This is a genomic window from Trebonia sp. (genome assembly GCF_030042015.1).
GTDB lineage: Bacteria > Actinomycetota > Actinomycetes > Streptosporangiales > Streptosporangiaceae > Trebonia.
On the sequence record NZ_JASIAL010000358.1, the window covers coordinates 1 to 7,475 of the forward strand.

The window sequence follows — 7,475 nt, forward strand, 5'->3', positions numbered from 1 at the left end:
CCGGGTGAACTTGCCGGGGTGCCGGCCGTCACCGGTTTCTCCGCCGGGGGCCGCGAGCGTGCCCGGTAGCGCCCGGGCGGGCCGGGATCAGCTCACCGGTCACCGCGATCGCACGCCCGGCGGTCACCCCGTAACGGGCATGCACGCATCGAGCGCACCGGTTCCGGCGGCGCCGGTTAAGCCGGCGCCACGACCGCTGGCTGCTGTCCGCAACCGTTCAGGGTAGCCACATTCGGTCACCACGAGTGAAGCGATGCCGTGCACCGGATCGCCGAATACGTCCTGTTGGCGAAGACGATGGCTCCGCTTGGTGGGGGCGCGCCGATCACCCGGTTATGCCGGAGGGCCGGGCCGCTGGCAAGGCCGCGAGTGCGTCGACGGAGATGAGCGGGCCACACGGCAGGTTGACGCGGCTTTGGCATGTGACGGTCACGAACAGCGTTGCTCGCGACGTAGTGGCCGGCGTTGTGGGAGAAGACGATGGTCTGCCGGGGTCGACGGTCCGCACCCGCACCGATCGGCGCTGCGCGCTTTCCCTGCGCGTGGAAGGACCAGGATGCTAGCCGGGCTGGAGCTGATGCGAAGCGCTCGATGACCGGCTCACGTGGTCAGCGTTTTGCTGGCGGTGATGAGCAGGTACTCCCATTCCATGATCATGGCCGCTGAGCCGCTGTCGTGGCGGCCGGCAAGGCCGGCGAGGTCGCGGTCGAGGGCGGCGGTTCGCTGCGGGTCACCGGCGAGGCCCCGGTAGGCGGCGATGACCGGGCCGTAGCGCGCCTTGAAGTAGTCGCGGAAGTCCTCGGGGCTGGTGAACTTGTCCACCCGGACTGTCTTGCGCTGTGCGGTGAGGTTGGCGACCCGGTCACCGAGCAGCGCGCGGACGTGGTCTTCGCGGCCCCACAGCGGCGGCGGCTGGGCACCGGGCGGGGGCGGCGGGGCATAGGGCTTCATGGCGGCGAACATCTGGCCGATGAAGCCCTCGGGAGTCCAGCTGAGCAGCCCGATGGTCCCGCCGGGACGGCATACCCGGACCAGCTCGCCGGCGCTGACCTGGTGGTGGGGGGCGAACATGACTCCCAGGCAGGACATCACGACGTCGAACTCGCCGTCGCCGAACGGCAGTGCCTCGGCGTCGGCTTCCCGCCATTCCAGCGCGATGCCCTGCCGTCCGGCCTGCTGGCGGCCGGCGGTGAGTAGTTCGGGTGTCAGGTCGCAGGCCACCACGCTTGCGCCGGCCCGGGCGGCGGGGATAGCCGCGTTCCCGGATCCCGCAGCCACGTCAAGCACCCGGTCGCCGGGCCGCACCGCGCACGCGCCGACCAGGATCTGGCCCAGGTCCGCGATGATGTCGGCGGCCAGGACAGGGTAATCACCAAGCGCCCACATGGCACGGTGGCTAGCCTTCAGGGTCCTGTCGGCCTGCTCCGCCGGTGCGGTCATCGCCGTTCTCCTCCCGCATGCCCGGGCGGCCACCGGACTGGCGCCGCCGTGGAACTGACGCTAGGAACAGACCGGGCCTTCGGCTAGTACAAGATCTGTACCAGCACTGGCCCGCGCTGGCGATCAGGACCTAGCCTGCGGAACATGGGGTCTTCCTACCGCCAGTTCTGCCCGGTGGCCAAAGCGATGGAGCTGCTGGACGAGCGCTGGACGCTGCTGATCGTCCGTGAGCTGGTGACCGGCAGCCAGCACTTCAACGAGCTTCGCCGCGGGGTGCCGCGGATGTCCCCCTCCCTGCTCTCCAAACGGCTGAGCCAGCTGGCACGCGCCGGAATCGTGGACCGCCACGATGACGGAAGCGACGTCCGGTACGTGCTGACTCCGGCGGGCCGCGAACTGCGGCCGGTGGTCGAAGCGCTGGCGGTCTGGGGTATCCGCTGGATCGGGGAAATCGGCGAGGAGGACCTCGATCCCAAGCTGCTGCTGTGGGACATGCACCGCAACATCGACCATGACGCCGTCCCTGACGGCAGGACGGTCGTGCAATTCCGGTTCCCAGAGGCCTCCGCGCGCAGCCGGGACTGGTGGCTCGTGATCACACCGGACGACGCCGACGTCTGCGACGCCGACCCCGGCTATCCCGTCGCCGTCACCATGACCACCAGCCTGCGGCGCATGACCGAGGTCTGGCGCGGCGACCTGAGCTGGCCAGACGCGCTACGCTCCGGAGCGATCACCCTCCACGGACCCGAAAGTCTCCGGCGGGCCGTCCCCCGCTGGTTCACCCTTCCGGTATTCGCCGCAGTGTCGCGGCCTCCCCGATCATGACCCGCGTGCTCCACCGACTGCGCATCACGCCTGGCGGAGTTGCTGCACCGCGCTGACCAGGGAGTCTGCGAGCTCTGAGCGGTTCAGGTAAGACCCCGTAAGGTCCGCCACGTAAACGATCCCCGGCCACTTCCTGCCAGGTCCTTCCGGTGCGCACGCTCGCCGGGCGTTCCGCAACGATGTCCGAGCCGGGCCGCGCGGTGGCGTCCCTGGTCTTCACCAGGATCCACCGGCGCTCGCCTGTGCGGGTCAGGGCGAAGCCTCCGGTCAGCTTGCTGCCGTGCAGGATGAAGGCCAGGTGGCCGGGCTCGTCGCGGGTGACCTCAGCGGGTCCCTCGTCCCAGATGATCACGGCGCCGCTGCCCCGCGGCTGTCCCTCGTGCACCCCTTCGAACTCACCGGCCGACAGCTCGTGATCCTCGACGGGGACGGCCAGGCGCCGCACACCGGGGTCGAGCGACGGTCCTTTCGGGACGGCCCAGGAGCGCAGCACTTCGCCCGCCTGAATGCGCAGGTCGAAGTGGAGCGTGGTCGCGTCATGCAGCTGCACGACAAATCGCGTGGCAGGCACTAGGCGACAGTAGCCGAGCACGGCGTGCTCACTGAAGATCCCGCGCGGCCGTCCCGTCTCGGCTACTGCGGCGCGCCTGGCGCAGCGATCGTACGCCGTCCCAGCGCAGCCGACCGGGCCCGGGATGACCCGCCGACCCGGCGGGCATCGCCGGTGTAGATGCGGCCGTTGCGCACCGTGAGGCCGGCGGGATCTTCGGCCGGCTGTGCCGGACCAGCCCGGCCACCGGCATCGACGTCCAGGAGTGGGGCGTGGCCATGCCGCGCCTCTTTCTTGGCGGCAGCTTTCACCGTAGGCACCGGCGGCAGGCGACGGCTTCGGTCAGATGACTGACCGCTCCCCCAAGTCGGCTGCCGCAGTTCTGCGGCCAGGCTGCGTCGCCGCAATGCAGCCAGATGACTGAAGCCTAGCCGGGGGGCCTCGGGCAAGCCTTGACAGGTGACGGAGCGCCACCCTGTCCTGTTCATTCACGGTCTGTGGCTGCACGCGAGTTCGTGGGATCGGTGGGTGAAGCTGTTCGCGGCGCACGGGTATGCCGCTGTGGCGCCCGGCTGGCCTGGTGATGAACCGACGGTTCGGGCTGCGAGGGAGAGTCCCAGCGCGCTGCACGGCCGCGGCACCGATGAGGTGAGGGAGCACTACGCGCAGGTCGCGAGAAGCCTCACGGCGCGGCCTGTGCTGGTCGGGCACGGGTTCGGGGGGGTGCTGGCGCTGACGCTGGCCGTGGAGATCCACGCCGCCGGCGTGATCGCGATCGACGCGATGCCGGTCGGCGCGATCGCGCCGGCCCGAGATCCGGCGGCCGGGCTCGGTGCGGCGGCGCTCACCCGCGACGAGTTCCGCGAGTTGTATGGCTGCGCCGTGAGCCGTGCGGAGTCTGACCGGCTCTACGAGCGGTGGGCGATACCAGCGCCCCAGTGGGCACTGCGTGAGGCACTCAGGCCTGACACGCTCGCGCCACGACCAGATGCGCCTGCCACGAACTCTTCTCGCTGCCCCGTGCTGCTGGTGGTGAGCGGGCAGAGCCGGCGACGCGCGGTCGCGCGGTACGCCTCCGCCGGAGCACGCGCGCTCGTCGCGGCCAGCGAGGTGGCTGTCTTCCCCGATCGGGGGCCGTCCCTGGTCATCGACAGCGGCTGGCGGCCGGTGGCCGAATCATGCCTGTCCTGGATGGACGCGTACGAGCTGTGAGTCGCCGTCGGCTCCAGGCCGCGCGGCGCGGCCTGGAGCCGACGGCGTCCTTCCTGTCAGCTTGTCGCCCAGGCAGCGGCGACGATCACGCTGGCGACGGCGCCAGGCTTGGAGATCAGCGACAGGTGGCCGGCGTCGACGTCGGTGATGCGGGCATGGGCCCGGTGCGCCATGAAGGTCAGCAGCGCGGGCGGGATGACCCTGTCGGCGGTGCCGACCACGGCCCACGACGGGATGGCCTGCCAGGCCGGGGTACCGGAGACGTCCGTGGCGGCGTTAGCGGCCAGCGGCCGCTGGGTGGCCGCCAGCAGCGCAGCCTCGGTGGCGCTGAGGCCGCTGGCGAAGCAGCCGGGGAACTTGTCCGGCTGCAGGTACAGGTCGGCGTCGCCTTTCGGCGCGCCAGGGAACGGCACCGGGTCGAAGACCGTGGCCGGGTTCCCGCCGATGCACGAGCCCGCGCCCTGCGGCCGGGCCAGCAGCGAGGCGATCGACTCGCCCTTGGCCGGGATGAAGGCGTCCACGTACACCAGCGCCTTGACCTCAGGATCGCCGACCGCGGCGTCGGTGATGACCGCGCCGCCATAGGAGTGGCCGACCAGCACGATCGGCTTTCCGGCGAGCGCGGCGTTGCCGGTCAGGAAATCGTGCAGGTAGGCGGCGTCGGAGGCCAGGCCGCGCAGCGGGTCCGGCGGCGCGTACACGGTGAAGCCTTCACTGGTCAGGATCCGGATCACCCCGTCCCAGCTTGATGAGTCGGCCCACGCGCCGTGCTCCAGGACAATGACCGGCCTGGTCTTGCCGGCCCAGTTCAGGTCGCGCGCGCTGGCGGCGGCCCGGGCCGGGCCGCCCGCGATGGCGGCAGCCAGCAGGCCGGCCAGGGCCAGGATGGCGGCGACGATGACCAGGCGCAGCCGGGCGCGGTGCGCTGTGGCGATGGCGTTCATCGCATGCGTCCTTTCCGGTGTGATGAACAAGACGCTGTGCAGCATGGCCGCCCGGCGCGCTCGGCCGCTTGCGTCATGCGACTGCACCTGAGCGCGGAGACCACGGCCCGTTCGGGATAATCCGGGGGTGCGGGGGGCACGGTCGCGGCACCAGGACGCGGCCGGTGCCCGCGCGGGACCTCATGGACGGTGACGGCGCGGGGGACGCTCTCGCCTGAGTCCAGCCGCCCGGGCGCTGGAGACGCGGACTACACGCTGGACCCGGTCAGCCCGTCGGGCTGGGGCGGCGGCTTTACCCGGCTGCCCGTCGCGGTTCCACGGTGAATCCCAGGTTTGCGAGCACCTTGACGGCGCCGGACTTGCCGCCCTCGAAATCGCCTGAGGCAAGGCGCTGGCCGGTGGCGAACTCATAGGCGGTGCCCAGGATTGCCTTGGGCGGGTAGCGCCGCTCCTCCCAGCGGAGGTCGTAGGTCGTGGTCGGGGCGAAACCGTGCGCGGAGAAGAAGTCCCGCGGTCCCAGCCGGTCGTACTCCTGTATCGCGCGCAGCACGTCCGTACGGCTGACGCGCGTCCATGTCACTGTCATGTGTCCTCCCGTCGATGGCCGATCTCCCATGGCGCTGGCTCCTCACATGTCCAGGACGAGCGCGGTGCTCGGACGGGAGCAGCAGATGAGCACCTGCCCCGCTGGCGGTGGTTCCAGCGGCTCAGGGGCGTAGGTGATGTCGCCGGACAGCAGCGCGGTGACGCAGGTGTGGCAGACGCCGGTCCGGCAGGCCCACCTGGTCGGGACGTCGCAGGCGTCGGCGAGGTCGAGCACCGACCGTGTGCCGTCGCCGAACGGCGCGGTGATGCCGCTGCGGGCGAAGGTGACAAGCGGCCCGGTTCCTGGCGGGCCCGGCGGCTGGTGCGGCGGCCTGCTGGCCTGCCCGGTGAGCCCCGGGTTGATTCGCGGCAGTGCGCCGAACAGCTCGGTGCGGACCGCGGCCTGGTCGAGGCCGGCCGCTGTCAGGGCAGCGCGCATGTCGGCCATGAACGAGGCAGGCCCGCAGACGTAGGCGGTCGCGGTTGACGGGATGGCCAGCGCGACCAGCCTGTCTTTGGTGAGGCGCCCGGCCGCGGCGTGCGCCCGGTGCCGCTCAGGGGGTGTGGCCGCGCTGTAGAACACGTGCGCGCGGGCATGCGGCAACTCAGCCACGAGGGCGTGCGCCTCGGCCGCGAAGGGATGCTCGCGCGGTCCGCGTGCCCCGTGCACCCAGCAGACCTCGCGCTCGCTGCGGCCTGCCGCGAGCTGATGCAGCATGGACAGCACGGGCGTGACCCCGATGCCCGCGGAGATCAGCAGGACAGGGCCGACGCCGTCGTCGAGGACGAAGTCGCCGCGGGGGGCGGCCACCGCAAGGACCGCTCCTGGGCGCAGGGCGCGGTTCAGGTAACCGCTCACCGTGCCGTGGGGCTCGCTTTTGACGCTGATCCGGTACGTGCCGGTGTCGGCCGCCGCGGACAGCGAGTAGCTGCGGACCGGGGCCGGCTCCCCGGCACCGTCGACCCGCAGTGTGAGGTACTGGCCGGCCCTGGCCGGCGGGAGGGCAGTGCCGTCGACGGCGGCGAGGTAGATCGAGGACACGTTCTCGCTTTCCTGAACGATCTCGCTGACGCGCAGCTTCCGGAAGGCGGGCCAGGCGGGCGTCGGGACGGTCTCGGTGCCAGCGGCCGCGGACGCGTCATGGCCATGATCTCCGGCGGCTGCCAGCAGGTCGCGGAACGATCCCTGCCACCCTGGGCTGAGCGCGGGCGTCCCCAGCGCCAGGCGGAGTTTGGCGGTGTCCTTGCCTGGCAGGTAAAGCAGCGCGTCGGTGTCGGCCACCGTGAGTTCCCGCGGGCCGGCCCGTGTCCTGATGATCTGGTCTCCCGCCTTGATGCGGCCTTCGCGGATGACCCGCATGTAGAAGCCGGGACGGTGGTGGCTGACCAGCAGGGCGGGCAGTTCGGGCTCGCCGAGGCGCAGGCCGACGCGGTAGCAGGTGACGCGGGGCTGGGTCACCTCGAATTCGGCTTCGCCGATGCTGTACCGGTCCCCGATGCAGACTTCGTCGTCGGGCAGGCCGTCCACGGTCAGGTTCTCCCCGAACTGGCCGTAGCCGAAGTCGTCACGCCCGAAGTGCCGCTCCCAGTGCCGGTAGGACTGGATCTGGTAGACAAGCACGGCCCGCTGCTCGCCGCCGTGCCCGGCGGTGTCGCCCTGCCCGTCGCCGTCGATGTTGAGCCGGCGGGCCATCACGGCGCCGTCCACCGGGCGCTTCCACACGCCGGTGTATACGGTCTTGCCCTGCCATGGCACGTTGTGCGGCATGCCGACGTTGACGGAAAGCAGCACGGGCGCCTCGGCACGCTCCCCCGCCGCGGCACCTGGTTCCGGACACGCGGCGACGCCGGTCACGGCTGCCTTCCCTGGCGGAACTCGGCGACGGTCAGGTCGCGGTCGACGCCGTGCGGGACCA

At 71.4% G+C, this 7,475-nt stretch carries 7 protein-coding genes; 2 read left to right on the forward strand and 5 right to left on the reverse strand.

The genetic code is table 11. The features are described from left to right. Nucleotides 1-600: 600 nt before the first annotated feature. A complete protein-coding gene (locus Q1N79_RS19365) occupies nt 601-1,440 on the reverse strand; it encodes a class I SAM-dependent methyltransferase (protein ID WP_300610885.1) in 840 nt (279 codons plus the stop codon). A 144-nt stretch (nt 1,441-1,584) separates the two neighbouring features. On the opposite strand from Q1N79_RS19365, the gene Q1N79_RS19370 reads away from it, so the two are divergent. After that, nucleotides 1,585-2,268: a helix-turn-helix domain-containing protein gene (locus Q1N79_RS19370; RefSeq protein ID WP_300610887.1), complete on the forward strand. Its 684-nt coding sequence runs from the start codon at nt 1,585-1,587 to the stop codon at nt 2,266-2,268. Here the strand turns inward: Q1N79_RS19370 and Q1N79_RS19375 are convergent. Beyond that, nucleotides 2,222-2,818 carry a DNA polymerase ligase N-terminal domain-containing protein gene (locus Q1N79_RS19375; RefSeq protein ID WP_300610889.1) on the reverse strand — a complete coding sequence of 199 codons (597 nt, stop codon included), beginning with the start codon at nt 2,816-2,818 and terminating at the stop codon, nt 2,222-2,224. The genes Q1N79_RS19370 and Q1N79_RS19375 overlap by 47 nt on opposite strands. 459 nt (nt 2,819-3,277) lie before the next feature. Here Q1N79_RS19375 and Q1N79_RS19380 point away from each other — a divergent pair, with 459 nt between their 5' ends. After that, the gene (locus Q1N79_RS19380; protein ID WP_300610891.1) at nt 3,278-4,030 is read left to right on the forward strand and encodes an alpha/beta hydrolase; all 753 of its coding nucleotides are present in this window, start codon (nt 3,278-3,280) and stop codon (nt 4,028-4,030) included. Between the two features lie 56 nt (nt 4,031-4,086). Here Q1N79_RS19380 and Q1N79_RS19385 read toward each other — a convergent pair whose 3' ends face one another. The 3 genes from Q1N79_RS19385 to Q1N79_RS19395 all read right to left on the reverse strand — a co-directional run bounded on the left by Q1N79_RS19385 (nt 4,087) and on the right by Q1N79_RS19395 (nt 7,414). Beyond that, complete coding sequence (locus Q1N79_RS19385) at nt 4,087-4,974, reverse strand: alpha/beta hydrolase (protein WP_300610893.1); 888 nt, start codon at nt 4,972-4,974, stop codon at nt 4,087-4,089. A 292-nt stretch (nt 4,975-5,266) separates the two neighbouring features. Continuing rightward, nucleotides 5,267-5,560 carry a hypothetical protein gene (locus Q1N79_RS19390; RefSeq protein WP_300610895.1) on the reverse strand — a complete coding sequence of 98 codons (294 nt, stop codon included), beginning with the start codon at nt 5,558-5,560 and terminating at the stop codon, nt 5,267-5,269. A gap of 42 nt (nt 5,561-5,602) precedes the next feature. Next, nucleotides 5,603-7,414 carry an MOSC and FAD-binding oxidoreductase domain-containing protein gene (locus Q1N79_RS19395; RefSeq protein WP_300610897.1) on the reverse strand — a complete coding sequence of 604 codons (1,812 nt, stop codon included), beginning with the start codon at nt 7,412-7,414 and terminating at the stop codon, nt 5,603-5,605. Nucleotides 7,415-7,475: the final 61 nt, after the last annotated feature.